This is a genomic window from Mycobacterium sp. pV006, from assembly GCF_041287115.1.
GTDB lineage: Bacteria > Actinomycetota > Actinomycetes > Mycobacteriales > Mycobacteriaceae > Mycobacterium.
In genome coordinates this window covers 23,113-43,810 of sequence record NZ_JBGGKT010000025.1, presented here as the reverse complement: position 1 = coordinate 43,810, position 20,698 = coordinate 23,113, and the positions used below count along the sequence as shown (strand labels likewise).

General features: G+C 68.6%; 22 protein-coding genes. 7 read left to right on the top strand and 15 right to left on the bottom strand.

Annotated elements, in window-relative coordinates; genetic code table 11:
• Nucleotides 1-156: 156 nt before the first annotated feature.
• Both ACAG25_RS23785 and ACAG25_RS23780 read right to left on the bottom strand, forming a co-directional pair.
• Nucleotides 157-1,620: a glycine hydroxymethyltransferase gene (locus ACAG25_RS23785; protein WP_370490943.1), complete on the bottom strand. Its 1,464-nt coding sequence runs from the start codon at nt 1,618-1,620 to the stop codon at nt 157-159.
• A gap of 19 nt (nt 1,621-1,639) precedes the next feature.
• The gene (locus ACAG25_RS23780; protein WP_370490942.1) at nt 1,640-2,848 is read right to left on the bottom strand and encodes a DUF885 domain-containing protein; all 1,209 of its coding nucleotides are present in this window, start codon (nt 2,846-2,848) and stop codon (nt 1,640-1,642) included.
• 30 nt (nt 2,849-2,878) lie between these two features.
• Between ACAG25_RS23780 and coaA the strand changes: the two genes are divergently transcribed.
• Entirely contained in the window at nt 2,879-3,817 is a 939-nt protein-coding gene (gene coaA, locus ACAG25_RS23775) for a type I pantothenate kinase (RefSeq protein ID WP_370490941.1), read from the top strand.
• On the opposite strand, the gene ACAG25_RS23770 is transcribed toward coaA, so the two are convergent.
• From ACAG25_RS23770 to ACAG25_RS23750, 5 genes are all read right to left on the bottom strand, one after another.
• Complete coding sequence (locus tag ACAG25_RS23770; RefSeq protein ID WP_370490940.1) at nt 3,789-5,288, bottom strand: FAD-dependent oxidoreductase; 1,500 nt, start codon at nt 5,286-5,288, stop codon at nt 3,789-3,791. The genes coaA and ACAG25_RS23770 overlap by 29 nt on opposite strands.
• Nucleotides 5,289-5,378: 90 nt before the next feature.
• Nucleotides 5,379-5,792 (bottom strand): hypothetical protein, encoded by a 414-nt coding sequence (locus tag ACAG25_RS23765; RefSeq protein ID WP_370490939.1) that lies wholly within the window; start codon nt 5,790-5,792, stop codon nt 5,379-5,381.
• Between the two features lie 48 nt (nt 5,793-5,840).
• Nucleotides 5,841-6,251 (bottom strand): hypothetical protein, encoded by a 411-nt coding sequence (locus tag ACAG25_RS23760; protein ID WP_370490938.1) that lies wholly within the window; start codon nt 6,249-6,251, stop codon nt 5,841-5,843.
• A 122-nt stretch (nt 6,252-6,373) separates the two neighbouring features.
• Nucleotides 6,374-7,723: a hypothetical protein gene (locus tag ACAG25_RS23755; RefSeq protein WP_370490937.1), complete on the bottom strand. Its 1,350-nt coding sequence runs from the start codon at nt 7,721-7,723 to the stop codon at nt 6,374-6,376.
• Nucleotides 7,724-7,725: 2 nt separating this feature from the next.
• Entirely contained in the window at nt 7,726-8,520 is a 795-nt protein-coding gene (locus ACAG25_RS23750; RefSeq protein ID WP_370490936.1) for a (2Z,6E)-farnesyl diphosphate synthase, read from the bottom strand.
• A 55-nt stretch (nt 8,521-8,575) separates the two neighbouring features.
• Here ACAG25_RS23750 and ACAG25_RS23745 point away from each other — a divergent pair, with 55 nt between their 5' ends.
• Nucleotides 8,576-9,316, top strand: a complete 741-nt coding sequence (locus ACAG25_RS23745; RefSeq protein WP_370490935.1) for a hemolysin III family protein — start codon at nt 8,576-8,578, stop codon at nt 9,314-9,316.
• Here the strand turns inward: ACAG25_RS23745 and ACAG25_RS23740 are convergent.
• Genes ACAG25_RS23740 through mca form a run of 3 tightly spaced genes read right to left on the bottom strand, consistent with a single transcriptional unit; the run spans nt 9,313 to nt 10,895 of the window.
• Nucleotides 9,313-9,681, bottom strand: a complete 369-nt coding sequence (locus ACAG25_RS23740) for a nuclear transport factor 2 family protein (protein WP_370490934.1) — start codon at nt 9,679-9,681, stop codon at nt 9,313-9,315. The genes ACAG25_RS23745 and ACAG25_RS23740 overlap by 4 nt on opposite strands.
• Nucleotides 9,682-9,711: 30 nt before the next feature.
• A complete protein-coding gene (locus ACAG25_RS23735) occupies nt 9,712-10,026 on the bottom strand; it encodes a hypothetical protein (RefSeq protein ID WP_370490933.1) in 315 nt (104 codons plus the stop codon).
• Entirely contained in the window at nt 10,023-10,895 is an 873-nt protein-coding gene (mca, locus tag ACAG25_RS23730; protein ID WP_370490932.1) for a mycothiol conjugate amidase Mca, read from the bottom strand. Before mca ends, ACAG25_RS23735 begins: the two co-directional genes overlap by 4 nt.
• A 120-nt stretch (nt 10,896-11,015) precedes the next feature.
• On the opposite strand from mca, the gene ACAG25_RS23725 reads away from it, so the two are divergent.
• From ACAG25_RS23725 to ACAG25_RS23715, 3 genes are all read left to right on the top strand, one after another.
• Nucleotides 11,016-11,438: a DUF4307 domain-containing protein gene (locus ACAG25_RS23725; protein WP_370490947.1), complete on the top strand. Its 423-nt coding sequence runs from the start codon at nt 11,016-11,018 to the stop codon at nt 11,436-11,438.
• 220 nt (nt 11,439-11,658) lie between these two features.
• Nucleotides 11,659-12,153 (top strand): transcription elongation factor GreA, encoded by a 495-nt coding sequence (gene greA / locus ACAG25_RS23720; RefSeq protein ID WP_370490931.1) that lies wholly within the window; start codon nt 11,659-11,661, stop codon nt 12,151-12,153.
• Nucleotides 12,150-12,815: a GPP34 family phosphoprotein gene (locus tag ACAG25_RS23715; RefSeq protein WP_370490930.1), complete on the top strand. Its 666-nt coding sequence runs from the start codon at nt 12,150-12,152 to the stop codon at nt 12,813-12,815. Before greA ends, ACAG25_RS23715 begins: the two co-directional genes overlap by 4 nt.
• On the opposite strand, the gene ACAG25_RS23710 is transcribed toward ACAG25_RS23715, so the two are convergent.
• The gene (locus tag ACAG25_RS23710; protein WP_370490929.1) at nt 12,812-13,993 is read right to left on the bottom strand and encodes a cystathionine gamma-synthase; all 1,182 of its coding nucleotides are present in this window, start codon (nt 13,991-13,993) and stop codon (nt 12,812-12,814) included. The genes ACAG25_RS23715 and ACAG25_RS23710 overlap by 4 nt on opposite strands.
• A gap of 33 nt (nt 13,994-14,026) precedes the next feature.
• On the opposite strand from ACAG25_RS23710, the gene ACAG25_RS23705 reads away from it, so the two are divergent.
• Nucleotides 14,027-15,208, top strand: coding sequence for an acyl-CoA dehydrogenase family protein (locus ACAG25_RS23705; RefSeq protein ID WP_370490928.1), 1,182 nt, complete (start codon nt 14,027-14,029; stop codon nt 15,206-15,208).
• An 89-nt stretch (nt 15,209-15,297) separates the two neighbouring features.
• Here the strand turns inward: ACAG25_RS23705 and ACAG25_RS23700 are convergent, their stop codons facing one another.
• From ACAG25_RS23700 to ACAG25_RS23685, 4 genes are all read right to left on the bottom strand, one after another.
• Complete coding sequence (locus ACAG25_RS23700; RefSeq protein WP_370490927.1) at nt 15,298-16,365, bottom strand: hypothetical protein; 1,068 nt, start codon at nt 16,363-16,365, stop codon at nt 15,298-15,300.
• Between the two features lie 25 nt (nt 16,366-16,390).
• Nucleotides 16,391-16,858 (bottom strand): RDD family protein, encoded by a 468-nt coding sequence (locus ACAG25_RS23695; RefSeq protein ID WP_370490926.1) that lies wholly within the window; start codon nt 16,856-16,858, stop codon nt 16,391-16,393.
• Nucleotides 16,859-16,971: 113 nt separating this feature from the next.
• Nucleotides 16,972-18,366: a cystathionine beta-synthase gene (locus ACAG25_RS23690; protein ID WP_370490925.1), complete on the bottom strand. Its 1,395-nt coding sequence runs from the start codon at nt 18,364-18,366 to the stop codon at nt 16,972-16,974.
• A 29-nt stretch (nt 18,367-18,395) separates the two neighbouring features.
• Nucleotides 18,396-19,466 carry an alpha/beta hydrolase gene (locus tag ACAG25_RS23685; RefSeq protein WP_370490924.1) on the bottom strand — a complete coding sequence of 357 codons (1,071 nt, stop codon included), beginning with the start codon at nt 19,464-19,466 and terminating at the stop codon, nt 18,396-18,398.
• A 192-nt stretch (nt 19,467-19,658) separates the two neighbouring features.
• Between ACAG25_RS23685 and ACAG25_RS23680 the strand changes: the two genes are divergently transcribed.
• Nucleotides 19,659-20,663 (top strand): SGNH/GDSL hydrolase family protein, encoded by a 1,005-nt coding sequence (locus tag ACAG25_RS23680; protein ID WP_370490923.1) that lies wholly within the window; start codon nt 19,659-19,661, stop codon nt 20,661-20,663.
• Nucleotides 20,664-20,698: the final 35 nt, after the last annotated feature.

Below are 20,698 nucleotides of genomic sequence, written 5' to 3'. Positions count from 1 at the left end.
GGACACACCCGCCCAACGCATGACCCAACTTCTTAGCCAAGCCGCCTAATCGTTGTCATAGCCACTTGACATCAAGGCGCATTTGACGCGCGTGGAATGCAATTTCGGCGGGGCCAGGGGCGGGGTCAGGGGCGGGCGGGGTCAGGTCGGGCAGCGTCAGAGGGTGAGGCCCGGGTAGAGCGGGTTGGCGTCGAGCAGCTCGGCCGACGCGGCGCGCACGCGCTCGGCGGTCCCGTCGGCCAGCGTGTACTTGGCCTTCGACGGACCGTTGGGCCCGGCCGCGGGCTGGGTGTTCTTCAGCACCTCGACGACCAGTTCGGAGACCCGGTCGAAGTCGTCGGCGCCGAACCCACGGGTGGTCAACGCGGGCGTGCCGAGACGGATGCCGCTGGTGTACCAGGCGCCGTTGGGGTCGGCGGGGATCGCGTTGCGGTTGGTGACGATGCCGGCGTCCAGCAGCGCGGACTCGGCCTGCCGGCCGGTCAGCCCGAACGACGTCACGTCCAGCAGCACCAGGTGGTTGTCCGTGCCGCCGGTGACCAGCGACGCGTCACGCTTGACGAAACCGTCGGCCAGCGCCTGCGCGTTGTCGGCGACGGACTGCGCGTACTCCCGGAACGCCGGCTGCCGCGCCTCGGCGAGTGCGACGGCCTTGGCGGCCATCACATGCGACAGCGGCCCGCCGAGCACCATCGGGCAGCCCTTGTCGACGGCGGGTGCGTACTCCTCGGTGGCCAGCACCAGGCCACCGCGCGGGCCGCGCAGCGACTTGTGCGTGGTCGTGGTGGTGACGTGCGCGTGCGGCACGGGGTCCTCGTCACCGGTGAACACCTTGCCCGCCACCAGGCCGGCGAAGTGCGCCATGTCGACCATCAGGGTGGCGCCGACCTCGTCGGCGATCTCGCGCATCTTGGCGAAGTTGACCCGCCGCGGGTAGGCCGAATAGCCGGCGACGAGCACCAGCGGCTTGAACTCGCGGGCGGCCGCGGCGACGGCGTCGTAGTCGATGAACCCGGTGGCCGGGTCGGTGCCGTACTGGCGCTGGTGGAACATCTTGCCGGAGATGTTGGGCCGGAAGCCGTGGGTGAGGTGGCCGCCGGTGTCCAGCGACATCCCCAGCAGCCGCTGGTTGCCCAGCTTGGCCCGCAGCTTCTCCCAGTCGGCCTCGGAGAGGTCGTTGACGTGCTTGGCGCCCAGTTCGGCCAGGCCCGGCGCCTCCACCCGGGTGGCCAGGATGGCCCAGTAGGCCACCAGGTTGGCGTCGATGCCCGAGTGCGGCTGGACGTAGGCGTACGGCGCGCCGAACAGCTCGCGCGCGTGTTCGGCGGCCAGCGCCTCGACGGTGTCGACGTTCTGGCAGGCCGCGTAGAAGCGGTGCCCGACGGTGCCCTCGGCGTACTTGTCGGAGAACCAGGTCCCCATCGTCAGCAGCACGGCCGGGGAGGCGTAGTTCTCGCTGGCGATCAGCTTCAGCGACGACCGCTGGTCGTCGAGCTCCTTGCGGGTGGCCTCGGCGACGCGCGGTTCCACGCTTTCGATCACCTGCAGCGCGGCGCGATAGGCCTCGCTGGCCGTACCGGCGTATTCGGCACCCAGACCTGACAGCGACGAAGAAGTCATGGCAGGGAGCCTAACGAACCTATGCGGCGCGCAGCGACGACGGGATCAGCGGCTCATCGAGCAGGGTGGTGAACCGCTCGGTCAGCGAGACGTCGTCGGGTCGGGCGTCGAGCCACCCGCGCAGCAGCCGGTAGCCCTCGACGTAGGTGCTGGTGTAGGCGCGCCACAGCGGCGAGGACAAAAACCGCAGCATCTGGCGGGCCCGTTCGTCGTTGACCAGCAGCCAGCGCTTCAGGAACGCCACGACCTCGTCGACGTCGCGGTGCTCGTCGTGCAGCATCAGCGCCGCGTCCTGGCGGACGTCGGCCAACGCGGCGGTGGCCTCCGACACCGTCTCGGCGCGCTCGCCGTCGAAGCGCAACCCGAGGTCGGCGTAGATCTCGGCGGCCCAGCTCCCCCACTGCGGCCCGACGGCGGCGTAGAGCGCCAGATCGGCCAGCCCCTCGGCCATCAGACACTGCGGGGTGTTGACCAGGAAGATCGTCTGCTCGGCCTGGCCCTTGGCCTCCACGAGACCGGCCTCCTTGCGGCAGTGCTCGGTGTGGTGTCCGGGATAGGACTCGTGGGCGACCAGCCGCGGCAGGTTGGACATCTGCTGTTTGAGGTCGGCGTTGACCGCGACGGTGGACCGGTAGTCACCGAGGTAGTAGTTGAACCCCGACCACGGCTTGTCGGTCACCACCTCGTAGGTGATCGTCTCGCGTTCGGGCAGCGGGAACGTCGCCCGGACGCGGTCGCGCAGCGCCGACGAGAACGCGTGGATGGCCTCCTCGAGGCGGGCGGGCGGGATCTCCTCGCCGGCCCGGTAGGCCTGGACCCGGTCGGCGAGCGGCCCGGGACCGGGGAGCGCCTCGTCGAGCTGGGCATGGGCCCGCTCGTAGCGCTCAGGGTCGCCCTTGGCGATGCGGACGTCGAAGTACGCCTCGACCTCGTCGACGAAGCCGACGTCCTCGCCGGCGAACTTGCGTCCCGCGCAGGCCAGGGCGCGCAGGTGCGCGCCGACGAATGCGGCCCGCAGCTCGTCCAACCCGGCGGGCAGTTCGGCGGCCAGCCGTTCGGCCTGACGGGCCAGGTCGGCGGGGTCGGGCGCCGGTTCGTTCGCCACCTCCTGGCGCAGCGCGGGGTCCCCGGTGAACGCGTCGACGTAACCGTCTTCGATGCGGTCGAAGCGCAGCCCGAGCTTGAGGTAGTCGCGGATCAGGGTCGCTGAATCAGTACCGGCGTCCATGGCAACCAAGCTAACTGCAAGACTGGGCGCATGGCTCGGCTGAGCGAACCCAGCCCCTACGTGGAGTTCGATCGAAGTCAATGGCGGGGGCTCCGGTCGTCGACGCCGCTGAAGTTGACCGAGGACGAACTGGTCAAGCTGCGGGGGCTCGGCGAGAAGATCGACCTGTTGGAGGTCGAGGAGGTCTATCTGCCGCTGGCGCGGTTGATCCACCTGCAGGTCGCGGCGCGCCAGCGGTTGTTCGCCACCACCGCGGAATTCCTCGGCGATTCGGCCGGTGACCCGGACCGGCCGGTGCCGTTCATCATCGGCGTGGCCGGCAGTGTGGCCGTCGGGAAGTCGACGACCGCGCGCGTACTGCAAGCCCTGCTGGCCCGTTGGGAACATCATCCGCGCGTGGACCTGGTGACCACCGACGGTTTCCTGTATCCCAACAAGGAGCTGGCCCGCCGGAACCTGATGCACCGCAAAGGCTTCCCGGAGAGCTACGACCGGCGCGGGTTGATGCGGTTCGTCACCGCGGTGAAGTCGGGCGCCGACGCCGCCTGCGCCCCGGTCTACTCGCATCTGCTCTACGACATCGTGCCCGGTGAGAAGCAGTTGATCCGCCGTCCGGACATTCTCATCCTGGAAGGGCTCAACGTCCTGCAGACCGGTCCGGCGCTGATGGTCTCGGATCTGTTCGACTTCTCGGTCTACGTCGACGCGCGTATCGAGGACATCGAGAACTGGTACATCTCGCGGTTTCTGTCGATGCGGGCCGGCGCGTTCGCCAACCCCGCGTCGCACTTCCACCACTATTCGACGTTGACCGACGAGCAGGCGGTGTTCGCCGCGCGCGACATCTGGCATTCGATCAACCGGCCCAACCTGATCGAGAACATCCTGCCGACCCGTCCCCGCGCGACCCTGGTGCTGCGCAAGGACTCCGATCACTCCATCAACCGGCTTCGGCTCCGTAAGTTGTAGCGTCGCTGAAGTCGAGCGGCCCGCAGCGCACGTCGCAGCGTTCCCGCACGGTGCCCAGGGTCCGGCGCAGATGGGCACGTTCGCGTCGATGGGTGAGCATGAACCGCACCGCCCCCGCGGTGCGGCGAGGCCACGGATACCACAGATCGAAGTCCAGGCCGCATTCCCGGAACACCTTGGCGGGCATGGCGTCGGCCATCAGTCCGAGGTTGTACTGCACGAGTGTGAACATCGCGTAGGGCAGCACGGCTCTGTGCCTGCGGATCATGTCCTGCAGGTCCATCTCGTAGAGCGGGACGTCGGCGAGTTTGCCCTGGTACATCAGGTGCGTCATGAAGTAGCCCATGTAGGACATCAAATGCATTGTGGCCGAACGCGTTTGGACCGACAACATGGTTCCGTCGGCGGATGCGTAGGGTTCGTACGGGTGGTCACCGGTTGCCAGGTAGCCGGTGCAGTTGACGATCCAGCTGTCCTCGGCCACGGGCAGGCTCTCACCGCTGCGCAGCAGCATCCGCGGCGCGCCGTCGCGGTCGACGACATCGACCAGATGGTCCATGACCACCGCGGCGAGGCCGTCGGCGATCGCGCTGTTCTCCTCCTGCGAGAGCACTCCGAGCAGGAAATTACCGGTGTGCGGTGTCAGGCAGATGCCGTAGGTCGCGCCGAACCAGTCGGCGACCTCCCGCTCGTTGGTGCCGTCGAAGCGGCGGCACATGTCGACGGCCATGCTGCTGAGCAGGGTGCTGCCGATCCAGCGCCGGCGACCGGTGGGGAAGAACTTGTCGCGTCTGGCGAACAGCGTTCCCGACCCGGCGATCAGGTGGATCTCCCGTCCGGGATGGGTGGTGACGAGCGCGTGCGCGGTGTCCATCGCGGTCTTGCCGCCGCCGATGATGTACACCGGCGCGCTGTCCTCGGCGAGTTCGCCGGTGCGGACGTCGCAGGTGTCCGGTGACACCGACCGCACCCGCATACTCGACAGGGGCAGTGGAGGGTTCGGATTCACCCGCGTGCCGTAGGCCTTGATCAGTCGGCGGGCCTCGATGACCCGGCTGTCGCCGTGCGGGGTCCGGCAGGTCACGCGGGCGCCGCCGGGAACCGGTTCGTCGGATTCGAAGGTCCAGCCATAGCGTTCCTCGACGGTCACCAGCTTGGAGATCTCGGCGAGGCAGTGGTCGAAATGGCTCAATACCTCGTCCTTGGTGGGCAGATACGACGGGTCTTGGCCGAGCGTCCAGGAGATGTTGACCGCGGTGAACATCGGATGCGGCTGGTGCAGCCGCACATACGGGTAGGTGTCGACCCACATGCCGCCGATCCGCGCGCGACGGTCGACGAGGATCACCTTCTGCTCGCGATCCAGGTAACGACTGGCCGCGAACAGCGCGTTGAGTCCCGCAAGTCCGGCGCCGACGACGAGGAGATCGCACGTGTCCGTCGGAATGCTGTGATGGGTTTTGACGGACACGGGCGACCTCCTCCAACCCCCCTGGGCGAATCTCAGTGTGAGCGCCCGCACCGGGGTTGTATTCCGTAGTCGACTACCTAATTTTTTCGGTCAGGCGGCGATGCGGCGGACTGCGATGAACTGCCACTCGGCCATCACCGCGGTGTAGAGACCGATGGCCACCACGAGGGCCACGCCGATCGCGGTCAGCGGCAGGCTCACCGCGGCGACCACCGCGATCACCGTGCACAGCACGTTGGCGATCACAGTGCCGATCCCGGCGGGGCGGACCCGCTCCACACCGGCCAGTCCGAGCACCACCAGGCCGTAGACGACCGAGAACACGGCGAAGCCGTACTCGATGGGGCGCGACAGGCCGGTCAGGTCGGACAGCCATCCGGCGGCTGCGAGCACGGCGACGCCGGCGACGAAGACCAGCACGGCGTCGACCCGCATGGCCAGCCGCAGCAGGGCATCGGAGGACGTACCGACGCGCAGGGCTCCGGAGTCGGTGGTGGCGGTCATGATTTCTCCTTCGGGTGATGGTGACGGGGACATTTCGGAGGCCGGATTTCAGGACAAGCGGCCCAAGCCGCGGAACTGCAGCCACGACAGGCCGGCCGTGGCCAGGACGAAGCCGACGAGCAACTCGGCCCCCAGCGTGGTGAGGGGCAGCCGGTGGGAGACCACCGCGACGACGCCGGCGACGGCGAAGCACACGTTGCCGATCAGCACCCCGACGCCCACGGCGCGGATGTCGGACAACGCCGCCAGGACGTAGAGCAGCACGCCGTAGCCGGCCAGCGCTGCACCGGCCAGGTAGCCGACGGTGGCCGTCACGCCGGCGACGTCGGCGAGGAGCTCGGCACCCATGGCGACGAACAGGCCCACCCCGGCGCACAGTGTGGCGTCGGCGCGCAGCGCGAACCGCAGCAGCGAGTCGTTCGTGTCGGAGAAAGGTCGGTGGTGGACGGTGGCGGTCATGGCGGCTCCTCGGCGATGAGGCGGGTGGGACACCCCTGACCCTGCGCATCAGCCACTGCCAGATCGACGCCGTCCACTGCCAGGCACTGCCAAGCCGAGGTCAGAGCCTTGAGTCAGAGCCGTCAGCGGACGGCGGAGACGGTGGCGCGCAGATCGGTGGCGATGACGCGGGCGGCCGCGTTCTGCCAGTTGTGCAGCGAGCGCTGCGGCACCTCGCGGACCAACCAGTGCCAGGCCTGCCGGGCCACCGGGTCCAGTCCGGCCGCGGTGGCGTTCTGGGCGTAGGCGCGCACGCCGACGACGTACGGGAAGTACAACGAGTTGTAGTGGCGCCACTGCTCGGTGGTGCCGAAGTCGCCGCCGTCGCGCGGCTTCAACCCGGCGATGCGTTCGGCGAGCAGCGCCCGCAGTTCGTTGGCCCGCTCCAGGGGTTGGTCCGGCGCGTTCCGGGCGGCCAGCCGTTCGTCGATGACGGGCAGCGCGGTCAGCGGGTTGGCCACCAGTTTGGACAGATCGCCGTAATGGCTCAGGGCGCGACGGGTGACGCGGACGAACGTCTCGTCGTCCATGTCGTCGAGGGGGTTGTCGGCCCGGCGCGGCAGCGCGGCTTCGGTGCCGCGCAGGGCGGCCCGGTCGGCGCGCAGCTCCGGTGACCGCGAGAACGCCAGCCGGTCCAGGACTCCGGCCAGCGGATCGGCCAGCACGTTGACCGCGATGGCGATGGCCAGGCTGGTGAACAGGAGCACCGTCAGCGTCGCGCTCGGGCCGGTCACCGCCGAGGCGATCAGCACCTGACCGCCGAACAGCGCCGCCACCACCGCGGTCGCGATGGCAGAGCGCAGCATGTCGCCGCGCAGGGCATGGCCTTCGTCGAACGCGTCGCCGATCGCGACCGCCACTCCGAGCAGCGCGACGTCGAAGCCGGTCAGGGCCAACGCGACCCAGCTGGGCACCAGTCCCAGCGGGATCACGAGGATGGCGTTGCCCAACGCGAAGAACAACGTGGCGATGACGACGAAACCGACCACCGGACCCGGCTGGGCGCGGCGCGCCACCGCGTAAATCATCGCGGCCAGCGACGGAACCGACACCGCCGCGAACATGATCCAGTGGCCGAGCCGCAGCGGCCCGTCGACGTCGCCGGCCAGTGCGGCGCCGCCCAACGCCAGCACCGCTACCGCGGCGACCAGCCCGGCGTCACGGGTGCGGTTGCGCCAGCTGTCCTGCGGCCGCGACAACTCCAGCAGGACCGCGAACCACGCCACGCCCGGAACGACCATCAGATAGACCTCGACGGTGCCCAGCAGGTCCGACGACGTCACCACCCGCACCGCGTCCAGTGCGACCACCACTGCGAAACCGGTCAGTCCGATCGACGCCAGCACCAGGACGGTCTTGCGCGGTTCACGCGCCAGCAGGTACAGACCCAGCCACCAGCTGAGCGTGAACACCACCGCGGACCACGCGACCACGGTTACCGCCCGAAGCGGCGGTGCCGGGCGCTGTAGTCACGCACCGCCCGCAGGAAGTCGACGCGGCGGAACTCCGGCCAGTAGGCGTCGGTGAACCACATCTCCGAGTAAGCGCTCTGCCACAACAGGAAACCCGACAGCCGCTGCTCACCGGAGGTCCGGATGACCAGGTCCGGGTCGGGCTGTCCCGAGGTGTAGAGGTTCTCCGAGATCGCTTCGGCGGTAACGGCTTCCACGAGTTGTTCGGCGGTGGCCCCGTTGGCGATCTCTTTGCTCAGCAGCGCGCGCACCGCGTCGACGATCTCCTGTCGCCCGCCGTAGCCCACCGCGACGTTGACGTGGAACGAGGCGGTGCGGGCGTCGGCGGTGGACGACACCGCGTCGCGCAGCCGCCGCGCCGGTTCCTCGCCGATGAGCTCCAGGTCGCCGACCGTGCGCACGCTCCACCTGTTCACCGGCGCGCAGATCTCCTCGACGACCTCGGTGATGATCTCGATCAGCGACGACAGCTCTTCGGGTTGACGCTGCAGATTCTCGGTGGAGAGCAGGTACACGGTGGCCATCTCGATGCCGATCTCGTCACACCAACGCAGCATCTCGGCGATCTTGCGGGCACCCGCCCGGTAGCCGAAACTGACGTCGTCGTGTCCGACTTCGCGTGCCCACCTGCGGTTTCCGTCGCACAGCACCGCGATGTGACGCGGCAACTCCGAACGCGCCGGCGACAACTCGAGCCGCAGCCGCGTCTCGTAGAGCCGATACATCGGCTCCTTGAGTCGCCGCGGAATGAGGTCCACGATCGTCCAGACTACTGTGACCCCCGTAGCCCCAAAGCCACCCAGCGGAGGTGAGATGCCGACATCCCTCGAACCGTGGTACACCGCTGACTCGCCGCGGGAACCGTGGAGACCTGAAGATTTCCCGGAGGCCGTCGCCGGGGGCGTCGCGCAGTTCCTGGGCAAGCCGCGGTTGCGGGGCTGGATCCACGTCTACTCCGCGGTGATCGCGACGATCGCCGGGGCAGCGCTGGTCGCGGTGTCGTGGTCGCTGGAGTCCACCCGCGCCGGGATCGCCACGCTGATCTACACGTTCACGATCGTGGCGATGTTCGCCGTCAGCGGCATCTATCACCGGGTGAACTGGACCTCGACGACGGCGCGCACCTGGATGAAGCGCGCCGACCACTCGATGATCTTCGTGTTCATCGCCGGCAGCTACACCCCGTTCGCGCTGCTCGCGCTGCCCGAGAACAACGGCATGACGTTGTTCTGGATCGTGTGGGGCGGCGCGCTGGCCGGTGTGGCGCTGAAGATGCTGTGGCCGTCCTCGCCCCGCTGGCTGGGCGTGCCGCTGTACATCCTGCTGGGTTGGGTGGCCGTGTGGTTCATCGGCCCGATCGCCGAGGGTGCCGGCCTGGCCGCGGTGGTGCTGCTGATCGTCGGCGGTGCGCTCTACAGCATCGGCGGTGTGCTCTACGCGCTGAAGTGGCCCAATCCGTGGCCGCAGACCTTCGGGCACCACGAGTTCTTCCACGCGTGCACCGCGGTCGCGGCGATCTGCCACTACATCGCGATGTGGTTCGCCGTGTTCTAGAGCTGGGTGACGTTCTGCGGGCCCCAGTAGGCCTTCATCGCCGTGATCTGTCCGTCCGCGTTGAAGGTCATGGTCTCGATCGGCTCGATGCGCATGGCGCCGCCGACGGTGAGTGCGAACAGGAACGCGGCCTCGTGGCCCCCGGCGCGGAAGTGCAGGAGTTCGGCCTTGATCTCGGCGCCCTCGATGGTCTTGTAGAAGCCCGCGATGGCCTGGCGCCCGATGTGCACCTCTCCCCCGCCCACCGGGTCTTCCAGCGTGGCGTCCTCGGCGTAGAGCGCGGCGACGTCGTCGGCCGTACCGGTCGCGACGGTGTCGAGGTAGCGCTGGACGAGGTTCTGGAGGGCGTCGGGCTCGAAGCTCATGTGCGGCAGGTTACACAACCGCCGCGCGGATCACTCCGGGTCTTTCTTCACCCCGTCGGCGGGCGAGCCGGTGGACAAGTCGGGGTCCGCCCCGACGGCGCCGGTGTCCCCGGTCGCCTGGTCACCGGTGGTGGCCTCGGCGTCGTCGCCACCGAAGGATTTCGGGAGCTTGCGCAGGTGCCGGTTCATCGACCACACCAGGAAGAACACCGAGATCAGCAGCAACAGGATGATCGTGAGCCCGACGGGGCTGGCCTTGCCGAAGTCCGGCCCGGTCTGGCGCGGCCCGTCCTGGGCCAGGACCGTGGTGACGAAGTCCAGGGTGGTCATCAGTGCGTCGTTCATTCGCGTCCCTCGATTCCGGCGAACAGATCGGTCTCGGGCAGATGCACCGGAACCCGCGAGCGGGCCAACTCGAATTCCTCGGTCGGCCAGAGTCGTTGCTGCCACTCCATCGGAGTGCTGAAGAAGAAGCTCTTCGGATCGATCTGGGTGGCGTGCGCCAGCAGCGCCTCGTCTCGGATCCCGAAGTACTTGGCGCACTCCACGCGGGTGGTCACCCGCTTGCCGAGCAGGTCCTCCTCCGGATCCCACTTCTCGAGCCACTTGCCGAACGGACCTTCCTGGCCGTGCTTGGTGAACTCGTCCTGCAGGATCTGCATGCGCTGCCGCAGGAAACCGTGGTTGTAGTACAGCTTCGACACACTCCAGGGCGCACCGGCGTCGGGATAGAGACGGTGATCGGCGGCCGCCTCGTACGCGGCCACCGACACCTGGTGGCACTTGATGTGGTCGGGGTGCGGATAGCCGCCGTTCTCGTCATAGGTGGTCATGACGTGAGGCCGGAAGTCCCGGACGACGCGCACCAGCGCCTCGGTGGGCACCTCGAGCGGTTCCAACGCGAAACAGCCCTCGGGCAGAGGCGGGACGGGGTCGCCTTCGGGCAGTCCGGAGTCGACGAAGCCGAGCCAGTGGTGCTCCACACCCAGGATGCGCGCGGCCTCAGCCATCTCCTCGCGCCGGATCTCCGACATCCGTCCGTGCACCTCGGGCCGGTCCATCGCAGGATTGAGGATGTCGCCGCGCTCGCCGCCTGTGAGCGTCACCACCATGACGCGCACGCCCTCGTCGACGTAACGCGCCATCGTGGCCGCGCCCTTGCTGGACTCGTCGTCCGGGTGCGCGTGTACGGCCATCAACCGCAGTTCGCTCAACCTGTTCCCTCTTAGCTGCTCACCCGCGTGGACACTCACGCAACGGTTCAACCGCCACACTGGGTCTTATAGTTCCAGTCCTAGTAGACCTATCCGACCGACGGGCATGCAAAACGAATGATCGAACGACCCGCCGACCGCTACGGGCGGCCGCCGCCGAGTCCTCGGCGCCGCCGTCTGATCACCGTGGCACTGACGGCTCTGGTGCTGGTCGCCGGTGTGGCGATCGCCGCCGTAGGGTTCGATCGCCTGGGCGCCCAGGACGTCGACGGCGAGATCAACGGCTTCCGGGTGCTCGACGACACCACCGTGGAGGTCACCATGAACGTGACCCGCAAGGATCCGTCGCGTCCCGCGGTGTGCATCGTCCGGGCCCGCTCCTACGACGGTGACGAGGTCGGACGCCGGGAGATCCTGGTGACGCCGACCGACCAGGCGACCGTCCAGGTCACAGCCCAGGTCAAAGCCAGCAAACCACCTGCGGTCGGTGACGTGTACGGCTGCGGCACCGACGTCCCGGCCTATCTGGATCAGACCGGGTAGACGACAGCCCCCCGGCGAAATCGCAGATTCCCCGTGGCGCGGCGGTGCTACGATGGCCCGATACACGGTTCCGGCTGGGGCCGTGTATTGCTGCATTAGGGCGCCGAGACCAGCGCGCCCCGCGACGTGGCAATACCCTGTACAGCCCCAGCTGAGAGCCTCGGGGACCTTCTCAACGCACGACGAGCGCGGAAGCAACAACGGACAGGAGCGCGACGACATGACCGACACTCAGGTCACCTGGCTCACCGAAGAGGCGTATGACCGGCTGAAGGCCGAACTGGACCAGCTGATCGCCAACCGGCCCGTCATCGCCGCCGAGATCAACGACCGCCGCGAGGAGGGCGACCTGCGCGAGAACGGCGGCTACCACGCCGCCCGTGAGGAGCAGGGCCAGCAGGAAGCGCGCATCCGCCAGTTGCAGGAGCTGCTCAACAACGCCAAGGTCGGCGAGGCACCCACCCAGTCCGGTGTGGCGCTGCCCGGCTCGGTGGTCACCGTCTACTACGACGACGACAAGAACGACACCGAGACGTTCCTGATCGCCACCCGCCAGGAAGGCGTCAGCGACGGCAAGCTCGAGGTCTACTCGCCGAACTCGCCGCTGGGCGGCGCGCTGCTGGAGGCCAAGGTCGGGGAGACCCGCGAGTACACAGTGCCCAGCGGCAGCACCGTCAAGGTGACCCTGGTCAGCGCTGAGCCCTACCACGGTTGATCGCCGAGGAGCTGTTCCTCCTTCTGCTCGACAACGCCTCGGCGACGCCGGCGCTGGAGCGGCCCCGGCTCGAGCGCGTGCTGGCTGCTGCCGCGCTGCTCGACCTGGCCCACTCGTGCCACGTGCGGCCGGCCACCGCCGGTGACCCGGCGCCCGAGGGCGTGCTGCTGACGCTGGACGCGCCCGCACCGGTGCATCCGGCCGCGGTGCCGGCGTTGCAGTTGCTGCGCAGGAGGCCGCTGAAGGCCGGCGCTGCGATCAAGAAGATCGGCCGCCCGACCGAGGACAGGCTGATCAGCCACCTGGAATCCGTTCAGCTGATCCGGCGAACACCGCTGTCGGACAGGAGGTTTCGCAACGGCTTCGCCTACCCGTTGACCGATCGGCGTCGACCCGACGCAGCTCGGCTGGCGTTGACCGGTGCGCTGTTCGAGCGTCGCCCGCCGTCACCGACCATCGCTGCCGTCATCACCGTGCTGCACGCGGTCGACGGCCTCGGCGCGCTGCTCAGTCTCAACGACCGCGGCTGGCGTTGGGTGCACGCGCGCGCTGTGGAGATCTCGGCCGGCAGCTGGGTCGACGAGGCCCCGTCGGGCTTGGCGGAGGTGAATCTCGCGGTCACCGCCGCGACCGTGCGCCAAGCGCTGGCGACGCTGGGTTAAGCCAGGGAGCTCAGCGCCTGCTCGACATCGCCGAGCAGGTCGGCGACGTCCTCGATGCCCACCGACAGCCGAACCAGGTCGTCGGGGACCTCCAGCTGCGATCCGGCCGTCGACGCGTGGGTCATGGCGCCCGGGTACTCGATCAACGACTCCACCCCACCCAGCGACTCCGCCAGGATGAACAACTCGGTGCGCGAGCAGAAGTCCAGCGCCGCCTGCGGACCGCCGCTCAGGCGGACTGAGATCATGCCGCCGAAGCCACTCATCTGCGCCGCGGCGACATCGTGATTGGGGTGACCGGGCAGACCGGGATAGAGCACCGTCGACACCGCCGGATGCCCGTCGAGGAACTCGGCGATCGCCGCGGCGTTCTCGCTGTGACGCTGCATGCGCAGCGACAGGGTCTTCAGGCCGCGGATGGTCAGGTAGGCGTCGAACGGGCCGGGCACCGCGCCGGCGCCGTTCTGCAGGAACGCGAACGCCTCGTCGAGGGATTCGTCGTTGGTCAGCAGCGCACCACCGACCACATCGGAATGTCCGCCGATGTACTTCGTCGTCGAATGCAACACGATGTCGGCGCCCAGCGTCAGGGGCTGTTGCAACGCAGGCGAGGCAAACGTGTTGTCCACCAACACCTTCACCTTCGATTCCGCGGCCAGCGAGGCGATTCCGCTGATGTCGGCGATCGACAGCAGCGGGTTGGTCGGCGTCTCCACCCAGATCAGCTTGGTGCGGTCAGTGATCGCCGCGCGCACCGCGTCGAGATCCGACAGCGACGCCGCGGTGTAGGTCAGGCCCCAATGGGTGAACACCTTGTCGATGAGCCGGAAGGTGCCGCCGTAGGCGTCGTCGGGGATCACCAGGTGATCGCCGGGGCGAAGCACGGCCCGCAGCGCGCAGTCGGTGGCACCCATGCCCGAACTGAACGCGCGCCCGTAGGCGGCCTGCTCGACCGCGGCCAGCGCGGCCTCCAGCGCCGCGCGGGTCGGGTTGCCGGTGCGGGCGTACTCGAAGCCGCCCCGCAGGCCGCCCACACCGTCCTGGGCGAACGTCGAGCTGGCGTAGATCGGGGGGTTCACCACGCCGGTGGCCGGATCGGGCCGGTAACCGGCGTGGATGGCCTTGGTCGCGAATCCGTAGGTCCGGTAGTGATCTGCTGCGCTGCGCTGCTCGCCCATGATCGCCCAGGGTAGCCGTGTAGAACAGTGGTCATGTCCGGTGCCGGGATCTCTCCGATCGAAAGCCTGCTCGACCTCGACTCCCTGCTGAGCGCCGAGGATCGCGACCTGCGCGCGATGGTGCGGCAATTCGGCGAGCAGCGGTTGCGCCCGCACATCGCCGAGTGGTTCGAGACGGGGCAGGTCCCGGTGCGGGAGATCGCCACGGAGGTCGGCCGGCTCGGCCTGCTGGGCATGCACCTGACGGGGTACGGCTGCGGCGGTTCGACGGCCACGGCCTACGGGTTGGTCTGCCAGGAATTGGAAGCCGTCGACAGCGGGTTGCGCAGCCTGGTCTCGGTGCAGGGATCCCTGGCGATGTTCGCGATCCACCGCTGGGGCAGCGAGGAACAGCGGCAGCAATGGCTACCCGGGATGGCCGCCGGGGAGCTGATCGGATGCTTCGGCCTGACCGAACCCGACTTCGGCTCCAATCCGGGCGGCATGCGCACCACCGCGCGCCGGGACGGATCCGACTGGATCCTCAACGGGTCGAAGATGTGGATCACCAATGCCTCGGTCGCCGACGTGGCAATCGTCTGGGCGCGGGAACCAGACGGGCACGTCCTGGGTTTCGCGGTCCCGACGTCGACGCCCGGCTTCTCCGCGCGGGAGATGACGCGCAAGCTGTCACTGCGCGCATCGGTCACCTCCGAGTTCAGCCTGGACGACGTCCGCGTGCCCAAGGACGCCCGCCTACCCGGCGCCGAAGGGCTGAAGGGCCCGCTGAGCTGTCTGTCGGAGGCGCGGTTCGGCATCATCTTCGGCGCGGTGGGCGCGGCCCGCGACTGCCTGGAGGCGACGATCGACTACGTGCGCAGCCGAGAGGTGTTCGACAAGCCGCTGGCCGGTTACCAGCTGACGCAGGCCAAGATCGCCGACATGGCCGTGGAATTGGGTAAGGCGCAACTGCTCGCCCTGCACCTGGGCCGGCTCAAGGACGACGGCCGGATCCGCCCCGAGCAGGTCAGCGTCGGCAAACTCAACAACGTCCGCGAAGCCCTCGACATCGCCCGACAGTGCCGAACGCTGTTGGGAGCCAACGGGATCACCCTGGAATATCCGGTGCTGCGCCACGCCAACAACCTGGAGTCGGTGCTGACCTACGAAGGCACCTCGGAGGTGCACCAGTTGGTCATCGGTGAGGCCCTCACCGGGGAGAGCGCGTTCCGCTGACCTCCGCGGCCGAGACCACGGTTGTCGACGCCGTTCACGAAAGTTTTCCGTCGACAACCGGGGTCTCCGCCAGGGCGCCGGGTGTCCCGTTACGGCGTGGCCGGTGCCACTGCCCCACCGGAGAGGTGCCGGAAGGCGTAGAGCACGACCAGTCCGGCCACCGGGACCGCGACCAGCAGGCCGACGCCGCAGAGCAGCGCACCGACGAGCCCGAGCGCCGCGACGGACAACCAGGTCAGCGCCACCTTGCCGAAATGGGCCTTGCTGATGTTGAAGCTGGTCTTGATGGCGTCCAGCGGCGCGAGGTTGCGGTCCAGCAGGGCCACGGTGGTGAACATCAGCATGATGCTGGCGATGAGGCCCGGCACGATGCACAGGAACAGGCCGACACTGGTGATCGCGCCGACGATGACAGCCGCGATGACGACGTTGGCGACGTTGCGCGGCCGCAGGAACGAGCCGAGTGTGACCGGTTGCCCGTTGCCGATGTCGATGAGTCCGCCGATGTAGGCCGACTGCACCGCACCGGTGACCAACAGCGACACGAACCAACCGATGATGCTGACGACCAGTCCGGCACCGCCGGTGACGTTGTAGGCGACGAAGAATCCATTCTCGTCGGCCGAGTAGCTGCTCGAGTCCGGGCTGACCGCAGTGGTCGCAAAGCTGATCAGTGACTGCAGCGCCAGGATCGCCACCCCGTAGATCAGCGTCGCGAGGATCAGGGGAACCGCGTTCTTGCTGAACTTGTTGAACGCCCACCCGAACGCGTCCCCGATGGAGTAGCCGGGCCCGGCGGGGTAGCCGGGCGGGTACGCCGCCGGGGGCGGGTAGGCCCCGGACGGGGGGTAATTGCCTTGCGGCGGCGGCGGATAGCCACCGGGCGGCGGAGGGGGTGCGTATCCGCCCTGCGGCGTCGGGAAGGAACCGGCGGGGGGCGGCGGATAGCTGCCGGGTGGCGGCGGATAGCCGCCCGGCGGCGGCGGCGGGGCGTAGCCGCCCGGCGGAGGCGGCGGTGCGTAGCCGCCCTGCGGCGTCGGGGCGTAGCCGCCCTGCGGCGTCGGCTGAGACCCAGGAGGCGGCGGCGGGTAGTTGCCGGGCGGCGGGAAGCCACCCTCGGCCGGGTTCTCGCCCGGCGCTGACGGGTTGTCTGTCATGGTCGCTCCTGATCTCGTCGGTGTTTCACAGCGGTACGCAGACCGTGGTCATTATCTTGTCGGCGATCGTCTGGCGCTTGGGATCCCACAGCGGGAACAGATAGCCGACGTAGCAGACCGCCGCGTCGATCACGTGGGCCAGCTGTCGCAACAATGACAGCTTGAAACCTATTGGTTCCCAAGTGATTTCACTGACCACTCGAATGCGGACGATCGACTTGCCCAGACTGGAACCGGTGATGCCCTGACGGTGCCCGAAGTTCCACACCCCGTAGGCCAGCGTGGCGAGCACGACCAGCAGCACCGTCGCGGTGGCCAGCGCGGCATCCGCGCCGGACTGCACACCCCAGGTGATGCCGATCGCGACGCCGACGGGAACCATGTCGATCGCCCGAGCCAGCACCCGGGAGGCCCACGAGGCATACGACGTCCTGGGGAGCACCGCCACCGCAGCCGACGAGCGGTCACCCGTTGGTGGCAGTCGGTCGGTCATGGACGCCTTCTGTGAGATCTCAGCCCGAGACAAGCGTGCTTACACTACCTGAGCGCATGCCTCTTGCAGCGCTTTCACACGGGTTGTTGATCTTGGTTTTACCGAAGCGGCGATCAGTTGTCCGCGATGTCCGACGACAGGTAACTCAGTAGGTCGTGCCGGGTGAGGACGCCGACGGGCTTGCCCTCCTCGACGACCATCACGGCGTCACACTCGCGCAGGGTCTTGGCCGCACTGCTGACCAGTTCGCCCGCACCCACCAGCGGCAGCGGCGGACTCATGTGGTCGGCGACCGCGTCGGCCAGTTTCGCCCGGCCCTCGAACACCGCGGAGAGCAGTTCGCGTTCGGACACGCTGCCGGCCACTTCGCCGGCCATCACCGGCGGTTCGGCCCCCACGACGGGCATCTGGGAGACGCCGTACTCGTTGAGGATCGTGATCGCGTCACGCACGGTTTCCGACGGATGGGTGTGGACCAGGTCGGGCAGGGCGCCGGACTTGCCGCGGAGCAGATCGCCGACGGTGGACTCCTTGGCCTTCGCGTCGAGTGGGCTGCGCAGGAAGCCGTAGGACGACATCCATTCGTCGTTGAAGATCTTGCCCAGGTAACCGCGGCCACCGTCGGGCAACAGCACCACGACCACGGCGTCGGGTCCTTCCCGTTCGGCGACCTGGATCGCCGCCACCGCCGCCATGCCACACGATCCGCCGACCAGCAGCGCTTCTTCGCGCGCCAGCCGTCGGGTCATCTCGAAGGAGTCGGCGTCGGATACAGCGATGATCTCGTCAGGCACCGAGGGGTCATAGGCCGTGGGCCAGAAGTCCTCCCCAACGCCTTCGACCAGGTACGGGCGTCCGGTGCCGCCCGAGTACACCGACCCTTCCGGGTCGACGCCGACGACCTTGACGCGGCCGTCGGAGACTTCTTTGAGGTAGCGACCCGCGCCGGTGATGGTGCCGCCGGTGCCCACCCCAGCCACGAAATGCGTGATCTTGCCGTCGGTGTCGGCCCAGATCTCCGGTCCGGTGCTCTCGTAATGGCTGGCCGGGCCCATCTGGTTGGAGTACTGGTCCGGCTTCCACGCCCCGTCGATCTCACGGGTGAGCCGGTCGGACACGCTGTAGTAACTGTCCGGGTGGTCCGGCGGGACGGCCGTCGGGCACACCACGACCTCGGCTCCGTAGGCGCGCAAGACGTTGCGCTTGTCCTCGCCGACCTTGTCCGGGCAGACGAAGATGCACTTGTAGCCACGCTGCTGGGCAACCAGTGCCAACCCGACGCCCGTGTTCCCGGAGGTGGGTTCGACGATGGTGCCGCCGGGCCGCAGTTCCCCGCTGGCTTCGGCGGCGTCGATCATCTTGATCGCGATGCGGTCCTTCGAACTGCCGCCCGGGTTCATGTACTCGACCTTGGCCGCGACCAGACCCGCACCCGGTGGGACCACCGAGTTCAGCTGTACCAACGGGGTGTTGCCGATGAGCTCACTGATGTGCCGGGCGATGCGCATGAGTCCATCGTCCCAGGCGCGGCGTGGGACTACCAGGTGGCCTCTCGGATGTACTCGCCGATCTGCCTCAACGAGCGGCTGGCCTCGGACACCATCGGCGCACCGAGCTGGAACACGTGCATCTGGCCCGGCCAGACGCGGACCTCGACGGGGACGCCGGCGGCGGCGAGCAACCGCGCCGCCTTGCGGGCGTCGCTGAGCAGGACCTCGGACCCGGAGACGTGGATCAGGGTGCGCGGCAGGCCCGGCTCGATGTGGTCGAGGGGTTCGTAGATCTCTTCGGGCTTGCCGTTGACGGTCCGTTTCGCCGCTGCGGCCTCGATGAGCTCCACGAGCGCGTGGAATGCCTTGGGCGGGAACATCGCGTCGGTGCGCGCGTTGGGGTGCTCGGCGCGGCTCTCGTTGTCGATCTCGAAGAGCGGCGACATCGTCACCACCGCGGCGGGCGTCTCCGGCTGGTAGCCGTCGATGCCTTCGGCCTGCAGACGCTCGGCCAGCGAAAGGGCCAGGTAGCCGCCGGCGGAGTCACCGGCCAGCACGATCTGGTCGGGTTCGTACCCGAGCTCGCGCAGCCACTTGTAGCCGTCGTAGCAGTCGTCGAGCGCCGTCCCCACGGAGTGCTTGGGGATCATCCGGTAGTTCACCACCAGCACGGGTGCGTCGGCGCATCCGGACAGGGCGGTGACCAGGCGTCCGTGCGTGTTGACGCCGCACGTCAGGAACGCCCCGCCGTGCAGGTACAGGATGACGCTGCGGTTGCCGTCGGCCGGCAGGACACCTGAGGCACGCACCAGTTGGGCGTTGCAGTGCGGCAGCGAGATCGTGGCGCGCACCGTGCCGGGGGCCGGCTTGAGGACCCGCGCCGCGAAGTCGACGACGCCCCAGGGCCAGGGCAGCTTCGGCGCATAGCTGCCGACCGTCAGGAACGGTTTGATGGTTAGCGATGCGGCCAGTCCGAGCATGCGGCCGGCGATGCTGGGACCGTCTTCGACAACTTCGACGGGCGCGCCGTCACTGACCGGAAGGCGGCGCGGTTTCAGATTCCGACCTGCACGAACGCCGATATGAGCTGTGCTGGGGACCTTGCTCGGTGCCGTCATCGCCACCACTTCCTACGCCGTTGTAGTGCCAGATAAGCCGATTTACTCAGCTTGTCTTCTAACTTAGCTTGACAGATGTAACCCTAATCACAATGGGTTAAACGCAAACCACTCGGACTTGATACCGCACCGTGACCGGCCCACCGTGCAGGACGCGCGAGGATCGGCGTCGAACCTCTCTAGACTGGCCGCGTGGGCAGCTCAGGTCGTGCTCCTGGCGGTCGCTTACCGCGCCGCTCGACGTTCTTCTGGGCGGTCGCGGCCACCCTCGCCTCGACCGGATCGGCCTATGTCGGGGCGCGCAACCTGCTGACCGGCCAGGCCGACAAGGCGCGGCAGGTGATCCCCAAGGCCTGGGACATCCCGCCGCGCGCCGACGGGGTGTACTCCCCCGGCGGCGGACCTGTCGAGCGCTGGCAGCGCGGCGTGCCGTTCGACCTGCACCTGATGATCTTCGGCGATTCGACGGCCACCGGCTACGGCTGCGGCGACGCCGAAGAGGTCCCCGGCGTGCTCCTGGCGCGCGGCCTGGCCGAGGAATCCGGGAAGCGCATCCGGCTGAGCACCAAGGCGATCGTCGGCGCGACCTCCAAGGGACTCTCCGGGCAGATCGACGCGATGTTCGTGGCCGGCCGACCCCCGGACGCGGCGGTCATCATGATCGGCGCCAACGACATCACCCGGCCCAACGGGATCGGCCCGTCGGCACGGCGTCTCGGTCAGGCCGTGCGCCGGTTGCGCGCTAGCGACGCGGTCGTCGTCGTCGGTACCTGCCCGGACTTCGGTGTCATCAAGGCGATCCCGCAACCACTGCGGTCGTGGGTGCGCGCCCGCGGCCTGCGGCTGGCGCGGGCCCAGGCCGCTGCGGTGCGCGCCGCCGGCGGTGTCCCCGTGCCGTTCGCCGACCTGCTCGCGCCGCACTTCTACCAGACCCCCGAACTGCTGTTCTCCGACGACATGTTCCACCCGTCGGCCGCCGGCTACTCGCTGGCCGCCAAGCAGCTGCTGCCGGCGTTGTGCGCCGCCCTGGACGAGTGCAACTCCGACACTCCGCCCGAGGCGGCACTGCGCTCCCGTTCGGCAGGACAAGGGCCGCTGCTGCGCCGGTTGAGCGGCGTGAGTCGGCTGTGGCGCCGGTCGACCGGCGTGCCCGCCCCGGTGCTGGGTGGGGTGGGGACGGTACCCGCGCACGCGTAGGGGTGCCCGGCAGCTAGGTTCGTCCTAGTCCGCAT

Excerpts from the sequence above, each read along its gene's own strand:
- ACAG25_RS23705 (WP_370490928.1), top strand. The coding sequence starts at position 14,027 with ATGTCCGGTGCCGGGATCTCTCCGATCGAAAGCCTGCTCGACCTCGAC.
- ACAG25_RS23765 (WP_370490939.1), bottom strand. The coding sequence starts at position 5,792 with ATGACCGCCACCACCGACTCCGGAGCCCTGCGCGTCGGTACGTCCTCC.
- greA (WP_370490931.1), top strand. The coding sequence starts at position 11,659 with ATGACCGACACTCAGGTCACCTGGCTCACCGAAGAGGCGTATGACCGG.
- ACAG25_RS23780 (WP_370490942.1), bottom strand. The coding sequence starts at position 2,848 with ATGGACGCCGGTACTGATTCAGCGACCCTGATCCGCGACTACCTCAAG.
- ACAG25_RS23700 (WP_370490927.1), bottom strand. The coding sequence starts at position 16,365 with ATGACAGACAACCCGTCAGCGCCGGGCGAGAACCCGGCCGAGGGTGGC.
- ACAG25_RS23740 (WP_370490934.1), bottom strand. The coding sequence starts at position 9,681 with ATGAGCTTCGAGCCCGACGCCCTCCAGAACCTCGTCCAGCGCTACCTC.
- ACAG25_RS23690 (WP_370490925.1), bottom strand. The coding sequence starts at position 18,366 with ATGCGCATCGCCCGGCACATCAGTGAGCTCATCGGCAACACCCCGTTG.
- ACAG25_RS23695 (WP_370490926.1), bottom strand. The coding sequence starts at position 16,858 with ATGACCGACCGACTGCCACCAACGGGTGACCGCTCGTCGGCTGCGGTG.
- ACAG25_RS23760 (WP_370490938.1), bottom strand. The coding sequence starts at position 6,251 with ATGACCGCCACCGTCCACCACCGACCTTTCTCCGACACGAACGACTCG.
- coaA (WP_370490941.1), top strand. The coding sequence starts at position 2,879 with ATGGCTCGGCTGAGCGAACCCAGCCCCTACGTGGAGTTCGATCGAAGT.
- ACAG25_RS23745 (WP_370490935.1), top strand. The coding sequence starts at position 8,576 with ATGCCGACATCCCTCGAACCGTGGTACACCGCTGACTCGCCGCGGGAA.
- ACAG25_RS23710 (WP_370490929.1), bottom strand. The coding sequence starts at position 13,993 with ATGGGCGAGCAGCGCAGCGCAGCAGATCACTACCGGACCTACGGATTC.
- ACAG25_RS23685 (WP_370490924.1), bottom strand. The coding sequence starts at position 19,466 with ATGACGGCACCGAGCAAGGTCCCCAGCACAGCTCATATCGGCGTTCGT.
- ACAG25_RS23785 (WP_370490943.1), bottom strand. The coding sequence starts at position 1,620 with ATGACTTCTTCGTCGCTGTCAGGTCTGGGTGCCGAATACGCCGGTACG.
- ACAG25_RS23735 (WP_370490933.1), bottom strand. The coding sequence starts at position 10,026 with ATGAACGACGCACTGATGACCACCCTGGACTTCGTCACCACGGTCCTG.